Origin of the sequence: Pseudanabaena sp. UWO311 (assembly GCF_006937785.1) — a bacterium.
Lineage (GTDB): Bacteria > Cyanobacteriota > Cyanobacteriia > Pseudanabaenales > Pseudanabaenaceae > Pseudanabaena.
In genome coordinates, this window is record NZ_SJEE01000009.1 from 34,801 (window position 1) to 51,811 (window position 17,011).

The 17,011-nt window shown below is 44.4% G+C and carries 11 protein-coding genes; 2 read left to right on the top strand and 9 right to left on the bottom strand.

Annotated elements, in window-relative coordinates; all coding sequences use genetic code 11:
- Nucleotides 1-259 precede the first annotated feature (259 nt).
- The gene (gene hpsA / locus PseudUWO311_RS09155; protein WP_142654952.1) at nt 260-9,517 is read right to left on the bottom strand and encodes a hormogonium polysaccharide biosynthesis protein HpsA; all 9,258 of its coding nucleotides are present in this window, start codon (nt 9,515-9,517) and stop codon (nt 260-262) included.
- A 255-nt stretch (nt 9,518-9,772) separates the two neighbouring features.
- Here hpsA and PseudUWO311_RS09160 point away from each other — a divergent pair, with 255 nt between their 5' ends.
- Both PseudUWO311_RS09160 and rpsB read left to right on the top strand, forming a co-directional pair.
- The gene (locus PseudUWO311_RS09160; RefSeq protein WP_142654953.1) at nt 9,773-10,879 is read left to right on the top strand and encodes a cupin-like domain-containing protein; all 1,107 of its coding nucleotides are present in this window, start codon (nt 9,773-9,775) and stop codon (nt 10,877-10,879) included.
- Nucleotides 10,880-11,157: 278 nt separating this feature from the next.
- Nucleotides 11,158-11,937 carry a 30S ribosomal protein S2 gene (gene rpsB, locus PseudUWO311_RS09165; RefSeq protein WP_103669106.1) on the top strand — a complete coding sequence of 260 codons (780 nt, stop codon included), beginning with the start codon at nt 11,158-11,160 and terminating at the stop codon, nt 11,935-11,937.
- 54 nt (nt 11,938-11,991) lie between these two features.
- On the opposite strand, the gene PseudUWO311_RS09170 is transcribed toward rpsB, so the two are convergent.
- The 8 genes from PseudUWO311_RS09170 to gnd form a co-directional block, all read right to left on the bottom strand.
- Complete coding sequence (locus PseudUWO311_RS09170; RefSeq protein ID WP_142654954.1) at nt 11,992-12,261, bottom strand: type II toxin-antitoxin system YafQ family toxin; 270 nt, start codon at nt 12,259-12,261, stop codon at nt 11,992-11,994.
- Complete coding sequence (locus PseudUWO311_RS09175) at nt 12,248-12,505, bottom strand: hypothetical protein (RefSeq protein WP_103669107.1); 258 nt, start codon at nt 12,503-12,505, stop codon at nt 12,248-12,250. The genes PseudUWO311_RS09170 and PseudUWO311_RS09175 overlap by 14 nt, the downstream gene beginning before the upstream one ends.
- A 36-nt stretch (nt 12,506-12,541) precedes the next feature.
- Nucleotides 12,542-13,663: an anhydro-N-acetylmuramic acid kinase gene (locus tag PseudUWO311_RS09180; RefSeq protein ID WP_142655040.1), complete on the bottom strand. Its 1,122-nt coding sequence runs from the start codon at nt 13,661-13,663 to the stop codon at nt 12,542-12,544.
- An 82-nt stretch (nt 13,664-13,745) separates the two neighbouring features.
- Nucleotides 13,746-14,048, bottom strand: coding sequence for a hypothetical protein (locus PseudUWO311_RS09185; protein WP_142654955.1), 303 nt, complete (start codon nt 14,046-14,048; stop codon nt 13,746-13,748).
- Between the two features lie 65 nt (nt 14,049-14,113).
- Complete coding sequence (locus PseudUWO311_RS09190) at nt 14,114-14,380, bottom strand: hypothetical protein (protein ID WP_142654956.1); 267 nt, start codon at nt 14,378-14,380, stop codon at nt 14,114-14,116.
- A gap of 184 nt (nt 14,381-14,564) precedes the next feature.
- Nucleotides 14,565-14,678, bottom strand: coding sequence for an anhydro-N-acetylmuramic acid kinase (locus tag PseudUWO311_RS23975; RefSeq protein ID WP_223807512.1), 114 nt, complete (start codon nt 14,676-14,678; stop codon nt 14,565-14,567).
- Nucleotides 14,675-15,142, bottom strand: coding sequence for a hypothetical protein (locus PseudUWO311_RS09195; RefSeq protein ID WP_142654957.1), 468 nt, complete (start codon nt 15,140-15,142; stop codon nt 14,675-14,677). Before PseudUWO311_RS09195 ends, PseudUWO311_RS23975 begins: the two co-directional genes overlap by 4 nt.
- A gap of 153 nt (nt 15,143-15,295) precedes the next feature.
- Nucleotides 15,296-16,720, bottom strand: coding sequence for a decarboxylating NADP(+)-dependent phosphogluconate dehydrogenase (gnd, locus tag PseudUWO311_RS09200; protein WP_142654958.1), 1,425 nt, complete (start codon nt 16,718-16,720; stop codon nt 15,296-15,298).
- Nucleotides 16,721-17,011: the final 291 nt, after the last annotated feature.

Consider the following 17,011-nt stretch of genomic DNA (forward strand, 5'->3'; position numbering starts at 1 on the left):
TTAATCATCAAAGTCAGAAAGTTAACTATCTCTCATTTTTCCCATCTGTCAAGACTATTTTTTACACGAAAGCCTCTTTGTTTAAGTTTTGATTTATCTTGCCCCTCAAGCCCCCCAATACTGGGGAGCTTTGAAAAATCGGAATTTTCTTGTCCCCCCAGAATTGGGGGCTAGGGGGCAATTAATTTTTGACTTAACTAGGGTTTGATGACCTGTGTATACAACAGCAGACTAAGGAGAGAGGCTAGAGATAAGCACCTTACTCGTACAAAGAAACTGGAACTGTATCACTTGGTGTTGCTGTTCCGTACGTTAAACTGTCGCAAGCAGTGCGGCGATCGCTACCACGCAAAGCGCGTTTGACATAGTTAATCGGTCTTGTACCTTCCCTTTGCGGTCTACCGACATTAATCACGTCAGCAGCAACATTGGTTGTAGTTGGATCATTTGGCTCCAAAGCACAGAGCAGAGACTCAACCCAAGGATCATCACCACTGATCTCTCTAAAGAACTCATTAGAACCAGGAATCGGTACTGCAAAGCGCTCAGCAAAGCGATCAGGTTGCTGTGTCAGTAGACCCACATCATAGCCCCAAAGGCGAATCGGAGGAGAATAGTAAGGAAGTTGCTGACCTGTAGCTGACTGATAGTAAAGCTTATAGCCACCCAGTCCCGTAGCAGTCGGTAAAGCAGGATTCATAAATAGAGTCTTAATATCACTGTAGTTATTGACCAATGGTCCCGTAGAAGTGAATGGTGCAGTAGCAAAGCGACTCTTCGTATTTTGAATAAATCCACCTCCAATCTTGATTGGCACACCTTGCCAGTTCTCAAGGAAGCGTACAAAGTTAGCCAAGCCTCCACCCGTCTCTCCAGTCGCGAAAGTAGCCGATGGTAGAGAAGTACCAGAAGTGACCGTGGCAAGAGGATCAATCGTGGTAGATACGGTGTAGCTCATACCCTTTCTAGATGGGGTACTACCTGCCACAAAGTAAACATTTACTTCACTTCTAGCAGGGCGAATTGTCCATTGTCCAGCACTTAGTCCAGGCGTACCGTTAATACCGCTAGTACCAGCAGTAGGCTGATCAATTGTACTAACATTGTTTGCAGTGGCATTTGGCACATGGAGTTGCAGAACTGGTAATAACCCTGGTTGATCAACTTCGGTCATTGCTGTCAACAATGTCGTATCGCTGAGTATTCCATCTGTTGTACGGAAGCCTAAGAAACGCACACCTCGGAAAGAAGAGAATTCATCCATCACTGCCAATTCTGTCGTGTTAGACGAATTAGAAGTGGTATTGGGCATTGTACCGATAAAGTTACCAGTGATGACATTTGGTCGGCTTGGAGTACCAGCAAAGGTCAAGTTGGCTGCGCGAACCGTCAAAGTCCCAGTCCCAGCATCGGTTAGAGCTATCCGTGGTGCACCCGTTGGTGTAACAGGTAACGCTTCAGCCAATGTATCTAAGAGTCTATAAGACACACCAGGGTTTACATCTCCTACATAGTAGACCCTTGGATTTTCAATAGATCCTACTGATAGCGGCGATGGAAGTGTACCTGTAGTAGATACATATACAGGCTTGCCATTTGTGAAAGTATGTCCTGGAGATGTAATGAGATTTGTGGCTACCGTTACTGTAGGCGCTGTTGCTGGCTCAACATCAGCTCGTGGGAATACCCAGAAAATGTTGTTTGGATCAACTCCATCGAGTTTGATTCGTAAGCTATTAAACACAACGTCTTCGGCAGAGTCCGCCATCATCACGAAGACAGGGCTAGGACCACGACGGATGCTGGTGGGAGTACAAGTACTGCTAGCACCAGTAATCGGATCAGCACAATTGGCTCTAAAAGTAAGCGTACCTGTGAGAGTTCTGGTATTGGCGATCGCAGTACCAAGAGTTTGAGATGGATCAGTCAAGCCTAATTTTCTCAGGTTGTAAACATGAACCTTGTTATTTGCATAGGTGTTAACAGCTCTGAGCGAAAGATTAATATTTGAGCTAATGACGACATCCCCAAAACCTGTGCTGCCAAAAGCCGTAGCTGGGGAACCGCTTGGCGTTGGAGAAATCCTAAACGTGTCAGAAGCAGGAGAGCTTGTCTTGTTACGCACATAGTAAGTCGTATTTAAGGTTAATCCACCTGGTAGAGCGCCCGTAGTTGAGGTAAAGACAATAGGTTGGTTATTGGTAAAATTATTACCTGGAATTGTTAATTCACCAGTTCCAGGATTTACCGTTGCACTACCCGCGACAAATGTCCGTTGCCCAAAATCACGTTGAGCGGGATCGGTAGTCGGCAGCGTTGCGCCATCGCTATTCTGAGTTATATCGGGTACTAAGCCGACAAATGTCTGAGGGAGACCATTACCAGGCACAAGTCGCGCACTGCGTAAACCAGTCCCACCCGTAAGTGCAGGGTAAACACCTATAGGCGCAGTACCCATAAAGTTTGCGATCGCCGCACTGGGGGTACTAGTTCCCACGGCACAACTACCAGTGGTGATATCTCTCTGTGGCGAAGTCGTACCGTTAGGAAGTCTAAAAACTTTGTCAACAGACTGATAAGCCCGTGAGTTGCCAGTACCACCACATACAGCAAAGGTAGTTGCTGGTGTAGTACCACTTGTGCCTTGGCTGCTGAGGTTATCACTTGGGAAATGAGGGTTATAAGGTAGGTTGAGGTTAAGTAGATTGGTTGAAGAATCTGTAGGCGCAACAGTGTTAAAGAGATAGGTCTTACTTGAGCAAAGATTATCAACACTGCCATTAGTAGAGTCAATACAGGCGGTATCAGGTAGTAATAGTCTTCCAGTGTTGAGATTGGCTCTTCCTGCACCGCCTCCGATAGCAGGGAAACTTAAGTTATTGATTAACAGGTTATTGGCAAAATATCTGATGTTGTTTGACTCTCCGATCCAGTTACCGCTACTGTCTGCTGTCTTATACCACAGCGTGCCATTTGGTGTAGGAGGCAAGCTGTTAGACATGTGCTCAGTATTGATGCTGGTAGTAGTGAGGTTTCCAGGCAACATCGGAATTTCACCCAGAGCTTCAGCGCGAGGCGGAATATCGGGGAAAATATTTCTGTCTGTAGGATTATCGCGAATAATCGACAATCGCCCAGTACCTGCACTAGTAACGTCAATGGGAATAGCACCTGCTGATGTTGCTAGCTTGAATGTAGAAGGAGTAATATCGTTGAAATTTGGAGCGGTGATTCCGCGAACAAAGTATGGGGTATTCGCAAGAAATGGGAAGGGTAAAGTGCCGCCAATATTTGCCGCCAAGACGACTTGATCGCCATTTGCAAAACTATGTCCAGCGACTGTGAAGACATCAGATACAACATCAACAGTAAATAGCGCAGAGTTACTCCAAACAAATTGACCTACAGTACTGCCAGCATTGCCATTCCAAGATGGTGGCGTAAATAGACGATCGCGGTTGTCAGTAGTGCCTGCATGATAGAAAGGATAGGCTGCTGCTGGTGGTGCGATCGTGGAGAAGGGCATACCCATAACACGGGCGCTACTTGGCAGTTTTGGCAAATAATCCTGCGTATAAACGCGAGGATACATTGTTGTCGGTAAAACTGGTGGAGTTGGCGTAGGTGGTGTAGGTGGAGTTGGTGGCGGCGTAGGCGCACAGGCATTACGATCAAAGATACCGTCATCATTGTTAGTGTAGAAGTTGAGAGTTGCGACTCCGCAGTTGGTAGCAGAATTACGAGTCCGAATCCTTGCTCCAACCTGTGATGGTCCACCAGTAGCATAGGCTGCCTTTGGTCCTCTGAGATTCTCCAGCCTTACTTGAAATTCTTCACTGTTATTCTCATTAGCGCTATCTCGAACCACCAAAACTGCAAGATTCTTAACGTCAGGATCATTGGCAGTGCCGCTTGAGCCAGTCCAAGAGATGACTGTACAGAAACGTTTATCAGTGCTAGTTACATTAGCGCCAACAGGGAAATCTCTACATTCAGCAACTTCAGGATCAACTGCTTCAACACTATTTGTGCTTGTACCTGTCAAACGTTGTAACATGCCGCCAACTGGGACAGTAGGAAAGTTTGAGCCATCAGCTCTCTTCATGATCAGCGGTGCAGACCCAACGTTATAAAAACCATTTAGATAGTCGGTTTTATTATTGGTAGCATTATCAGTCAACAGAGGAAAAGCCGAACCAACTTCTCCAGGATAGGTATTGGCATTGTTAGGAAATAAAGTCAATTTGACCCGTACAGTCTCGCCAGTTGCTAGAAGACTACGACCTGCAAGAGTGACATCATAGTTAAAGCGTCGATATACAGCATTATTAGTACTGCGGTTACCACTCCCATTAGGATGAGCCGGACCACTAGTATTGTCATTACTATTGGTAATACTGCCTTGAGTAAAGGCAACCCCTAATTGGTTGCCGCTGTTATCAGGATTGCTAGTAGCAGTACCAATTTCTGGTGCAGGTAAGACTGTAGCTCCCAACTGGGTTTCTAAAGAACCAACAACCGCACTAGTAGTGCTGTTCCAATTTTGATCTCTATTTCTTCCTTCGTTTATATCGCCACCGCCGCTTAGACTGACTAAGACACCTGCATCTGGACAGCCAACGGTTCCGTAGCTATTTCTATTACCTGAAGTAAAGGGAGCGCCAAGACCTCCCATAATCATGGGATAGGTATAACCAGTAGCAAGATCTCCATTATTTACACCAATAACCATCGGCCAAGTCTGATTACTGCCAGGGCAGGAGCCAGCAAAAATCAGTTGCTCATTACCATCTTTATAAAGATCGTCAAAGCGTAAGAACGAAGGACGACGAGGGAAGCGCCAATCGTCTGGAGCAACATAGCGGGGTGCGCCAGTCGAAGGAGCAGGGAGAGTTACAGGTGCAGGGGTGGTGATAGCTCCAGCCGCATTAAAGCTAGGTAGCGTGGTTGTACCTGCGCCATCCTTGACCCAATCTGAGAAAGTACATTCGCTAGCTGGAACCTTACGACAAATCTCCATGCCGTACTCATTAAAGGCGATCCGACGCTGTACAGGTGTAACGCCATTAGCGTTGTAACTAGCGAGGTTGCCATTAACCGCAGGAGTCGCATCAGGGTCACCCATCCAAGCCGAAGCCGGAGTAAGGGGAAGCGATGCACCCACGCCTCCATCCGAGTTGAGAGTTCTCAACCAAGGCGAGCTAGTCACAAAATTATTATTAAAGAAGCCATTGCGACGTAGATCGATCACATAGCTGCTGTCTTTCAGTCTTTCTGCACTGGTATTGAGTTGAGACTGCCAGTTAATGCTAGTAGATGTATAGGCATTGTTGCGAAGGTCATAGTCACCATCAGTGCGGTAGCCATCTCGGAAGTTGGCGGATAGAACTGTTACCGCATCAGCTATTACTGTTGCGGGTCTCCACTCATCACCCAGTGTGCAGTTTGCATTAGCGGCAGGACGACAAGCAAAGTTAGGATCGAGTTTGTCAGTCGCACCATTGTTTGCATGGCGCTGATAGAAGTTATTCCAGATCAGAGTTGGAGTGGCGATATTTTCATTGAGTAGCTGCGTAAACTCTTCGCGGGTGTGTCTGTTGAAGCTAGGTGGGTTGGTACTGGCTGGTACAGGGTCTTTCTGAGCCTTGATATATACAGGCAGATTCGACACAAGGGTTAAGCCTTTCTCTCCCTTAGTTGCTTCTGTCCAAGGGAAACTCGTGTAGGTAGCGCTAGAAACTAAATCCGCAACTCCATCAAACTCATTCACATCCCCAAGATTAGCGTTGTTGAGGGTACTGCGCCAGAGACGATAGCCATTAATTAGACGAATGCTACTCGGTTTGCGTGTCGGATCGAGCAGGAAGTCAGTCGAACTGAGGTTCTTGCGTTTATCAAGAGGTGTGGCAATAGGGTTGCCTGAAGCATCTGTATCGTAATAGCTAAGATCTTCGAGTGCATCCTCACGAGTGGCATAGACAATGCCGCTATAGGGAAGCATATAGTCGGTAACAACCCCTGGATTATTACCACCAGAGATCGTTGAACCTCTGAGCCGATCCATATCAATGTCGGTGGTACGGATTTCAAGTGGTTGACGTTGCTCTATTTCTAGGTCGTAGATATCACCACGATTTGGAGACCTTTGAGCCAAGCCATCGGTGGATGTGGAATTATTGCCATTAGCGGCTTCAGTCAAAGACTCATTGCGATTGAGCGACTTAACTTCACGACCATCAAGGAAGGAGCTTTCGCGGAAAGTTCCATGGGGAAGTAGGACAGAGGTCAAAGGTGGGGGCGGGCTAGCACCTCCAACTGCGGCTGGCGTGATCGCAGCCAAAGTTGGGTTGACATTGGCAAGAGTCAGTGAGCCATCTAGGATCTGCATGGCACAGAGGTTAGAGTCAAGGGTAGACTGTTGAGGCAAAGTCAAGCCTGCGACTGCCGCAGTAGCAACCGCTTTATCAACAATAATTTTCTTCAGAACATCGCGCAATGGTTCATTAACAAAGCGTCCATTCGGGAAGATTAGATTAGCCTGATAGGCTAGTCTCTCAGCATAGGGATTTAATACATTGAAAGCAGGATTTCTCGCCGCATCTTTGAACCTGAAGGTATCAGTCAAGGGGTTGCTGCCTGTGGCGGTGTTGTCATAAAACAAACCACTATCAGCGTCATACCGAATCTGGCTAAAGTTGACAGATGGGTCTGTAGAAGCAGAGGTTAGACCAACGTTATAGACCAAACCATTGTTAGAACGACCACTTGCATTAAAATTCCAAGGCGCATTCACATCGACACCACTACTCTTAACTAAACCATTTCTAGCAGTGGTAGGAGTCGATGGATCGTAATAGCTGCTTACACAGGCGATCGGAGTTTGGTAATTGTTAGGAGCACCGATCGCATTAAATGCATCATATTTATAGTGATAGACCGCCGAAGCTCGCATTTGTAAGTCACCCTTGCGAGTGTCGCCAGCCCCACCTGTCATGGGCATCGAGTCTGGCCAAACCACATAGTTTCTGGGTTCTCGTTCGAGATCAGTGTTAACGTCAACGGCTGGATCTCTCTGAGCCGCCGCCTGTAGTTCTATTGTCGGAGTAATTGGGTTGTTGAGGCTACCATTCCATAAAGGCGCACTTGATTCATTCCAAGGTGTAGCAGGGTCGTTCTCCAGTCCTGTACGGAACCTCGTTAAGAAAGTATCTTCAGGACGGCGGCTATAGATACCTGCATTGGTGACTACTCGTAAGCCACCAGTTCTTGGCGAAGTTTCTGGGGTAATGGTGGTAGGGCTTAATGGATCAGAAACTGAAGGATCAAGAGCCGCAGAGATTTCCCAGAAGCCGCCACGATCAGAGACCCCAAGGTTGCTAAGTGGAATCGAACGAGTTTCACGATAACGCGCCACTGAACTAGCTGTAGCCTCATTAGTGACATTCCAAAATACTGAGTTATTTGTGGTGATTGGGTTTTGGACTTTTTCGCCAACAAATTCCAACACATTGCTGACAGTATTAAACTTGAGCCATTTAGCAGGCAGACTATTACCCACCAAAATGCGATCGCCGATCATTAATTCGTTGTTATTTGCAGTAACAACTGCATTGGGATCACTAGAAGAAAGGTTTAGCCTATTAGCAGTCCTGAGCAATGTGATACCAGCCGCATCAGTAATTGCTCCGTTCCCATCAAATCCAGCGCCTGTTGTTAGATTGTATGTCCCAAGCGGTTTCCCAAAGTTAGCATTAGCATAAAGAGGCAACATCCAACTAATTGGTGGTGCTAGCTCTGGTGGCTGGGTTACGTCACTTCCAGTAATTGAAGTGAGGGTAGGAGGAAGCGAAAGATCTGCCATGCCAAATCCAACTTCACGGAAGGAAACTTTGCGAGTACGTTCGCCAAAATAAGCCGTATAAGCAGCACGTCTAGCCGCATTTACTTCTACTTGTGAAGATAGAGCTTCATCTTGAATACGCTTTACTAGATCAGCTTGGACAGAGGTTGGATCTTTAATGCCTGGGTAACTGAGATTGCTAGCACTGAAGTTAGCAGGTAATGGGAAAGTAACTGTAGCCTGACCGCGAAGTGCGATCGCGGCATCCACGAGAGCACCAATACGAGTATTGTAAGCAAAATCATTCAGTGCTAGGTCAGAGCTAAGGTTATTCGCTATAGAGCTATCGACACTTTGGTTAGTTTCATTAAGTTCGATAATTCCAGTTCGACCACCTACATTCGCTACTGGAGGTACTCCAGCCCCACGGAATAGATGGACATTAACTCTTCCTAAAGCGCTACTGGACAAAACAGCAGGATTGCTATTAATTGTATCTCCTTCAACTACGTTACCAGCAACGATGATTTCACTATTCTTTTTCTCGTAATAGCAAGAACCGAATAAGTCTGGATTAGTAGTCGCTCCATTGGCAGCCGTACCACCAGAGCTACTGACTTGAAAGAGTGTAATCGGACTATCTGTCCCTGCGCCAACCATCAGGTTTCCTGCGCTATACAGTCTTCCATTGAGACGGAAGGTAGCAACGTTAACAAGCTCTGTGTCTCCTTCAAAGAAAACCGCGTTATTATTTTGAGGCGATCTAGCTCGGTCTTGTTGAAGTTCAACAGCGCTGATGGCATTTAAGCCATTATAAACCTCGTAGTCTCCCGCCGCAGTCGCTGGAAAACTAGCCGCATCCTTAATAGGAACAGTAACTGCATAAACAAAGAATGATTTACGGAGTTTGTTGTCACTAGAGGTTGTCCAGCCACCATCACCAGCAATGTTAGTAACGCCACCAGTTGCCACGCAAGCACCTGAGAGGGTAGTTTCATCCATCGGCAAAGCTCTTGACTCGATGGGGACGACAGGACGGGTGGTGACAGATGGTGGTCGTGCGCGAAAGAGAATGCTATATAAGCCGAAAGAATCAAACTTCCCATTGTTATCTGTATCTATAGGGAACTTCCATGCCGAAGATACATATTCTCTATTCTCGATTTGCCCATCGGTATAATTGATCTTGGGAGGATTGGCGGTGGGGTTCCTAAAGTTATAAACCAGTTGTAAGCGAGTTTCATCTGGCAAAGTATATTTGCCACTATCGCTGGTGATTACGCTATCTAAGGTTAGTTCAGGCGGTGTGGTACGTGGTAATTTACCGTCATTCAAAAGCGCGTCAATTTTGGCGCGGGCGCGATCAATGATTGGAGTAGCTGCACTCCTGAAAACTTGCTCCGTCCTTCCATTAGCAGCCGTTTGCGCCCGTTCAGAAGATCTAGACACGGTAGTTACCACTAGCAAGGTAACCACCAAAGTCACTAAGGTCACAGTTGGTAATACAAATCCTGCCGCGCCGCCCTTTCTTTGTCCCTTGGTTGCGCCAAGAAGTTGCCGCACAAAGCGACGGCTAATGCGTATGGGGCTACCGATTTTATTTAGCCATTTTCTTAACTTGGCGATAAATTCGGCGAAAAAGCGATTAATTTTACGGCTTTGCTTAGAATCAGACATAACTTTTACCAACCTGACTGCAATATATTACCCAAGCAAATCGCAAAAGTTACAAAAAATTTGATCTGCTAAGGCAATCTCCTGACATAGCACCCAAAACTGATTGGCGGCGCTTTGCGTTGCCAATCAGTTTTGGGCATAAAGCTTAAGGCAGGAAAGAATTAGCGATCGCTAATTCTTTCCTGCCTTAATTGTCGAATAAAATGTTAGAAATATGACAACTCTAATAAGAGGGTCTCAAAAGAGGGGCTTATTATGCAACAAAAGTCTATCCAGTCTAATAACCAAACAGCCCAAACTAGATTTGCTACTTTTGATCCGCGTTATTTTTCACAGATTGTAGCCACTTCTGAGCCGATGACCGATGAGTGGCGACGTTGGATTGCTGATAGTAAGTTTACGGGTATTGAGGACTCCATAATCATACAACAGCTAATTATGCATGGGATTAGTCCTAGCTCAGCCAGATTAGAAGTAAGCTCTATTAATCAAAATCCTTATTTTCAATCGGGAAATAAATTTGTTCAATTACTTCAAAAGTCAGAATCCCACGCTAACATACTCGCTGAGTTAGCTTTACTAGCTCCTAATTCTCAATCCATTGAAAGAAAGCCTAATATCTCACGAGCTGATTTTTTAGAAAATTACTACGCTAAAAATATCCCCCTCATCCTCACTGATATTACAAAAAACTGGCAAGCGCTTTCGCTTTGGACCCCAGAATATTTAAAGGAAAATTATGGTCAGGTCGAGATAGAAGTACAAAGCGATCGAAATAGCGATCGCCTATATGAGCTTAATATCGATAAGCATCGCCAAAAGATGCAAATGGCTGATTATGCTGACAATGTCGTAAAAGGGGGAGCAACGAACAATTACTACATGGTGGCAAACAATGGCAATATCGAAAAAACTGCTTTGCGAGGTTTGCTGAAGGACATTGAGATATTTCCCGAGTATCTCGATCCACAAAATATTAACGGCACTACTTTCTTTTGGTTTGGTCCTGCTGGAACGATTACGCCTTTACACCATGATCCTGTCAATCTGATATTTGTCCAAGTTTACGGTCGCAAAGTATGGAAGATTATTCCGCCATATTTCACGCATAGGCTTTATAACTATCAGGGAGTTTTTAGTGCGGTGGATGTTGAAGATCCTGACTATGAGAAGTATCCATTATTTTATCAAGTTCCCATTATCGAAGTAACTCTAAATCCTGGGGACGCGATCTTTATGCCTGTTGGATGGTGGCACACCGTCAAATCTCTAGATATCAGTATCTCTATGTCTTTTACTAATTTTGTATTTCCCAATAAATACGAATGGGCATATCCTGCAATTAAAAATAATGATTTGTGATAGATAAGGATGGGCGGCGCTTCGCGCCGCCCATCCTTACTACTCCCGAAATAGCGGTGCGGGGCGAAGCCCCGCACCGCTATTTCTTGGTTTTGTATATCTATTTCTTTAGTGGGAAGGGAGTATATAAATTTTGCAGTTTTATAGACACACTATGCGATATCCTAGATAGGCTGTAAAAAACACACGCTTGAGGCTTCGGGTGTTTAAAGTTACTTGTAGCTTTTAAATTCCATCTCAGGCGCAAGGATAAACCCGAACAATAGGAGAAAAATTAAATGGGAGTCGTAACCCTAGCCCAGTTGCTAGAGTCTGGAGTTCACTTCGGGCATCAAACCCGTCGTTGGAACCCCAAGATGGAGCCTTACATCTTTACCGAGCGTAATGGCGTTCACATCATTGACCTAGTTCAAACTGCTCAATATCTTGAAGAAGCTTATGTTTATTTGCGTCAAGCATCTGAGCAAGGCAAAAAGGTCTTGTTTGTTGGAACCAAGCGTCAAGCTGCTGGTCTAATTGCTCAAGAAGCAGCTCGTTGCGGTAGCTACTACATCAACCAACGCTGGTTGGGTGGAATGCTCACCAACTGGACAACGATCAAAACTCGTGTCGATCGCCTCAAGGATCTTGAACGTCGCGACGAAAGTGGCGCACTCGATCGCCTTCCTAAGAAAGAAGCATCGACTCTTCGCCGTGAAATGGAAAAGCTTCGCAAGTACCTTGGCGGCATCAAGCTTATGCGTAAGCCACCCGACATTGTGATCGTGGTTGACCACAAACGTGAGTACAACGCTGTTCAAGAATGCCAAAAGTTGAAGATTCCCATTGTGTCTTTGCTTGATACCAACTGCGATCCCGATAGCGTTGACATCGGTATTCCTGCAAATGACGACGCAATTCGCTCGATTAAGTTGATTGTCGGTAAGCTTGCCGATGCAATCTACGAAGGTCGTCATGGCGACATCGAAGACATCGAGTATGAAGTATCTGCTGAAGATGCTGAAGCTTATGTTGAAGATGAAGCGATCATTACTGGAGATGAAGAAGAAGCTGCTTAATGCTTCTTTAAACATAAAAAAGGAGGCGCTTTGCGCCTCCTTTTTTTACTGGCATTAATAAACTTCATCGTGACTACCAATATCGACTAAAACTATTGTCTCATTTTGGACTAGAAAAACACAAATAATACGGTATTCATAGGTCAGACTACAGGCATAAAATTCGCTAAGATCACCTTTTAATTTATGTGTTTTTAGTGATGGATCAAATGGAGAAGTTTTAAGCTTTTCTAAAACTTCTCCATACTTGTCAATTAAGTGAGGACGTTTTTTAAAGAACTTGCGCTCTTTACGTTTATAGTCATCATCTTTAACTAATTTCATGTTTTAAATCTTGAATATAAGTTTTTACATCACTAATCTCGGTAAAGCCCGATAAACCTTCCTGTTTAATTTTTTGTATGGTTTTTAAGCATTGATGTTGATCTATTGCGAGATCTTCATCAGATTCTTGCTCTATCTCACTATTAATTCCCAAGCGAAAATAGTGAATCAGATCATATAGAGCAGATAGTTTAGATTCGGGAATATATTGCAACTCATTAATGATGGCATCTTTACTTGACATTGCTCGATACCTGTAAAAGTAGTGTTGAAAATATTGCTATTGATAAATTTTACCTAATAATACCGATCGCTTTGCACCTGTGACGCTGGGTAAATTGCCAGAACGTTCTTTGAGACGCAAATATCCCAACACAGCGAAGGAGATCGCCTCTTTACTATCACCACTCATCCCAAAGTCATCTGTACGCTTTACGATCGCAGGAGCTAATAAATCCTGTAAACGCTCCATCAAATAACCGTTGCGCCCACCGCCGCCGCCAATCAAAACTTCATCGGGAAATACGGGCAGAAAATCACGGTAACTTTTAGCGATCGCCCTAGCCGTAAACTCAGTAAGTGTAGCCAAAATATCGTAATTGCTCAAATGTTGGCATTCCGCCAAACGCGCTTCTAAATAGTCAGGACTAAATAACTCGCGTCCAGTAGATTTCGGCGGTGCGATCACAAAAAATTCTTGCTCTAGCCATTTATTGATTAAATCTAAATCTGGGTTACCTTGACGGGCGATCGCGCCATCAAGATCAAAGGTTTCACCAAATAACTTTTGGATTGCCATATCCACCAGTACATTGCCAGTCCCATTGTCAAAACCAAAAACCTGATCTTGATTCTCAATCGAGTTGGGAGGTAAATAAGTTAGGTTACTGATCCCACCAATATTTTGGCAGACGCGATATTTAGTAGGATGAGAAAACAACAAAACATCAACGAGTGGAACGAGTGGAGCCCCATGTCCACCTAATTCGATATCCGCAACTCGAAAATCGCTGACAGTCTTGATCCCCGTTAATTCGGCAATTACTGCGCCCCGTCCAAGCTGCACCGTGTAGCCCATTTGCTCCCCAACAGGAGGACGATGAAATACGGTTTGACCGTGAGAGCCAATCAAGTCGGGCTGATGATCGCCCTTTTTCATAATGGCGATCGCAGCTTTAGCAAAACTCTCGGCAATGCGATCATCGAGTTCACATATTTGCTGTAGCGATCGCGCTTCCCCTGCACAAACAGCAAGGATCTCATTTCTTAAATCCGTATCATATTCGTATGTATGCCCTGCGATCAGGTTAGTGGTGAGGATGCCTTGGCGATCGCAAATTTCTACAAGCGCAGCATCGATCCCATCTACCGATGTCCCACTCATCAAGCCGATTGCTAATATTTTGTCAGTTGGGGCATTAATCATGAATTGTAGCTAGATAAAAAGATAGTGACGAGCGCTAGTTTGAGAAATTTTTATATTGCTAAGCTTGTTTTCGATTTAGCATTTCAATCATCATCCTGATACTTTCGGCTTGAGTCTGAGCAACGACCGCTTGTTGTCTGGTGATTTCTTTGATTTCTACCAATTCAGCATGGAGTGTTTCGCGCTGCTCTCTTGCCTCTTCTCTGACACTGTTTATTTCAGCCTTGATGTTAGGCAATTCAAGGTACAAAGCCTCGATGAGTCTGCCTATTTGTTCGCCTTGTTGGTCTATCTTGTCAGCGATCCGATCTACTTTGTCAGCAAATCGGTCTAATCGTTCATCCGTCCATCTTTCAGTCATTGTATTAGTCTCTGCGATCAGTTTCTTGGTATTGTCTAGGCTGATTTAGGGGTGTGATAGATTTTTTACTCTAGCCGTGGAGCTAAGATTTTTTCTTGGATTTTGGCTGTAACTTCATCAATCTCTTTGGATGACAGAATATTACCCACTTTGCTGTCGGTCAAAATTTCTTTCAACTCGTTATAGCTAATGGCATTAATTTTCTCGAATAAGTAATTACCAAGATTTGCACCGTGGTTAATTCCTGCCCTTATGTTACACCTTGACTCATCCTCGATCTGTACATCTCTAAGCATATCTGCTTCATCAATGTTAAATTCATCCGTAATCATGGTTCACCTACGCTTTTGTCCTTTTGTCTGCACTTAGCACCATATATTTTCCGCGATCGCCTCATCCAGAATTAGCCAGAGTTGATGTTTTTCTTCTAAGCTCACAGCATTGATTGACTCAATAGCAGAGTGTAATACTTGGGTCATAATTTACACCTTATAGATTTTAAACTTGTTAACTATTTTACTTGTCTGCAAGGCGATCGCTAATTTCCACCAGACCCGCATCGATGCCATCGACCGATGTTCCACTCATCAACCCGATCGATAATATTTTGTCAGTTGGTGCATTAATCATAATTTCTCTTGCTTAGAAGAATTTTCTAAATCTAATAATGCTTTTTCTGCACACCATTGTCGAGAATGTTCAGGGTGACCTGCTTGTATCTCTTCAATCAGACGGCAGGTTTCTGGATAATCGTAAAATAGGGATGACAATAGTTTTAATTCTGCTTTACTGATCGCTTGGCGACTAGTTTGGACTTCATCACGAGCAGCTTTGATATGACGATCTATTAATTGCTTTTTACGTTCTGCTTCTAGTCTCTCTTTTTCTCTCACTTCGCGACGTTTGCGCTCAATACTCTTTTCTTGTAAAGATTTTGGCTTAGGATATTTTTTCTGGATATCCCATTTAGTAGTATATTTTGGACGTTTCCAAAATCTTGATAATCTGTCATTATTTGAGTGTGACGATTTTTGACTTAATAAAAACCACAACAGAATTAGCAAAACAATTGCTATCAAAGTTGTAAACGGCATATTATAAAGATCTACGCTACTCTTACGACAAAAATTTTACTGCTTTAACAGCAACTTTTCAGCTAAAATCAGAATTTTACAGTTAATTTATTTTAGTGAAGTTGTTCTAGAAAAATATTAAAGGAGGAGGCGCAAAGCGCCTCCTCCTTTAGGTTATTTCATCCACTCAGTGTGGAAAAACTCACCTCTGGGCTTGTCGGTGCGCTCGTAAGTGTGTGCACCGAAGTAATCGCGCTGAGCTTGTGTCAAGTTCTGAGGTAAGCGATCGCGTCGGTAGCTATCGAAATAATCGAGAGATGCACTAAACGCGGGGATCGGAATACCCAACTGTGCCGCAGCCATGACGACCTTACGCCAAGCAGCTTCTTTGGTCAGAATAGTTTGCGTAAAGTCAGGATCAACTAACAAATTAGGCAATTGAGGATTGCGCTGAAAAGCTAGCTTGATCTTGTCAAGGAAAGCAGCACGGATAATGCAACCACCTTTCCAAATTCGTGCAATTTCGCCAAGGTTTAAGTCGTAGCCAAACTCGCGAGAAGCTGCACCCAAAAGTGCCATTCCTTGAGCGTAAGAACAAATTTTGGAACAGTAAAGGGCATCACGTACCGCATCGATAAATTCTTGGCGATCGCCTTCATATTTACCAGAAGTTGAACTGATTAGCACCTTCGAGGCAGCCACCCGTTGTTCCTTATAAGAAGACATCACCCGCGCAGTCACCGCCGCGATCATCGTGGGGATCGGTACGCCAAGATCAAAGGCACTTTCCACAGTCCATTTGCCTGTTCCCTTTTGCCCAGCCGCATCCACAATCTTGTTAACTAATGCATCCCCAGAGAGCTCATCAGTTTTTGTGAAAATATCAGCTGTGATATCGATGAGATAAGAATCAAGCTCTGAACTTTTCCATGCGGTAAAGGTTTCATGCAACTCACTTGCCGTCAAGCCTAAACCAGTACTGAGTAGATCGTAAGCCTCAGCAATCAACTGCATATCGCCATATTCAATGCCGTTATGCACCATTTTTACGTAATGCCCCGCACTACCTTTGCCAATGTAGGTCACACAAGCGCCATCATCGACTTGAGCAGCAATTTTGGTCACAATCGGCTCAATTTCTGCATAGGCAGACTTTTGCCCGCCAGGCATCATGCTAGGGCCATTGAGAGCACCTTCTTCGCCGCCACTAACACCCATGCCGATGAATTTAAGATTGATCGCTTCTAGCTCAACGGTACGACGTTCAGTATCACCAAAGAGCGAGTTACCACCATCGATAATAATGTCGCCTTCTTCCAAAAATGGGATTAGTTCTTGGATTACAGCATCAACGGGGGCTCCCGCCTTTACCATAATCAGCATTTTGCGAGGTCGCTCTAGGGAAGCAACAAATTCAGCGATCGTGAATGTACCTTTGAAGTTTTTACCAGCAGCGCGTGTTGCTAAAAACTTATCGGTTTTATCACGGCTCCGATTATAAACACTCATCGAAAACCCATTGCGCTCAATGTTCAGAGCAAGGTTTTCACCCATCACAGCCAAACCAATCAATCCAAAATTCTGCTTGTCAGATGTCATAAAATCCTCACTATCCATGAACGAATATGCTTCATTCTCAAAATACAAACCCAAAACATAGGCAAATTGCCTAACCTACAGCACTTTACGCTAAAATCCTAACCAATAAACTTTTTGAAAGTGCCGCTTTGCGCCCCTTTCAAAAAGTTTATTGTGGTTCACATGGTCTAAAACTACTGTAGTGACAAAAGTATCGTAAGCGCTGATTTAGCGGGGATCGCAAATCCTTTGTAAATCCTTAATACCATCTGTCTCAAAAGGGGTACTTTATATGCCAATTTTCAGAATGGC

What these genes read in the sequence shown, in the direction of transcription:
- hpsA (WP_142654952.1), bottom strand. Translation starts at nt 9,517, where the DNA reads ATGTCTGATTCTAAGCAAAGCCGTAAAATTAATCGCTTTTTCGCCGAA.
- PseudUWO311_RS09160 (WP_142654953.1), top strand. Translation starts at nt 9,773, where the DNA reads ATGCAACAAAAGTCTATCCAGTCTAATAACCAAACAGCCCAAACTAGA.
- rpsB (WP_103669106.1), top strand. Translation starts at nt 11,158, where the DNA reads ATGGGAGTCGTAACCCTAGCCCAGTTGCTAGAGTCTGGAGTTCACTTC.
- PseudUWO311_RS09170 (WP_142654954.1), bottom strand. Translation starts at nt 12,261, where the DNA reads ATGAAATTAGTTAAAGATGATGACTATAAACGTAAAGAGCGCAAGTTC.
- PseudUWO311_RS09175 (WP_103669107.1), bottom strand. Translation starts at nt 12,505, where the DNA reads ATGTCAAGTAAAGATGCCATCATTAATGAGTTGCAATATATTCCCGAA.
- PseudUWO311_RS09185 (WP_142654955.1), bottom strand. Translation starts at nt 14,048, where the DNA reads ATGACTGAAAGATGGACGGATGAACGATTAGACCGATTTGCTGACAAA.
- PseudUWO311_RS09190 (WP_142654956.1), bottom strand. Translation starts at nt 14,380, where the DNA reads ATGATTACGGATGAATTTAACATTGATGAAGCAGATATGCTTAGAGAT.
- PseudUWO311_RS23975 (WP_223807512.1), bottom strand. Translation starts at nt 14,678, where the DNA reads ATGATTAATGCACCAACTGACAAAATATTATCGATCGGGTTGATGAGT.
- PseudUWO311_RS09195 (WP_142654957.1), bottom strand. Translation starts at nt 15,142, where the DNA reads ATGCCGTTTACAACTTTGATAGCAATTGTTTTGCTAATTCTGTTGTGG.
- gnd (WP_142654958.1), bottom strand. Translation starts at nt 16,720, where the DNA reads ATGACATCTGACAAGCAGAATTTTGGATTGATTGGTTTGGCTGTGATG.